1 protein-coding gene is annotated in these 745 nt (G+C 52.5%); it reads left to right on the forward strand.

What is annotated here, in order from left to right; all coding sequences use genetic code 11:
* The coding region (locus PSI23_RS21725; protein ID WP_507232779.1) for an eL43 family ribosomal protein at positions 1–745 on the forward strand (745 nt) is incomplete at both ends.

A 745-nucleotide genomic window follows, 5' to 3' on the forward strand; every position in this document is an offset into this window, starting at 1 on the left:
GTTTGAGCAGGGGGCGACGAAAATTATCGTTAATATCGGAGTTCTCGTGGCAGGTTTTGACAGTGATGTCCGCTGCATCATTTATGCCCGTCCCACCAAGTCTGAGATCCGCTGGCTCCAAACAATCGGCAGATCGCTGAGAACTGCGCCGGGTAAAGACAGGGCTATCATTCTGGATCACTCCGGCACGGTTCACCGCCTCGGTTACCCCGACGATATCGAATATGACGAACTGCCCCGCAAAAATGACGGCATGAAGTCCCGTTCCAGCCACCGTGAGCAGGAAAAACGGGAAAAATTACCGAAAGAATGCCCGTCCTGTCATTACATGAAGCCTGCGGGGGTTTATGTCTGTCCGAAGTGTGACTTTAAGCCGCTGGTGGGGGAAGACATTGATGTTGATACCAGTCGCACCATCAAAAAACTCGACAAGAAAGCACGGGTCTACACACAGGACGAAAAGCAAAGTTTCTACTCGCAGTTGAAATATTACCAGAACCAACGCGCTTCGCAGGGTAAGACGATCAGTGACGGCTGGGTATCCAACACCTTTAAAGACAAGTTCGGCGTCGAGCCGCGCGGGTTCCATGACAGGCCCCAAGAACTCACGCCGGAGGTGAATAACTTTATCAAACATAAACAGATTGCCTGGGCAAAATCCCGCAAGAAATCGGAGCAAGTGCAACCGCCCAGCCACGAACAGCAGGCAATGCGCCTTGAGGTAGCCCGCCAGAAGGTGCGCGAT

Source organism: Xenorhabdus yunnanensis, assembly GCF_028598805.1.
In the GTDB taxonomy this organism is placed as follows: Bacteria; Pseudomonadota; Gammaproteobacteria; order Enterobacterales; family Enterobacteriaceae; genus Xenorhabdus; species Xenorhabdus yunnanensis.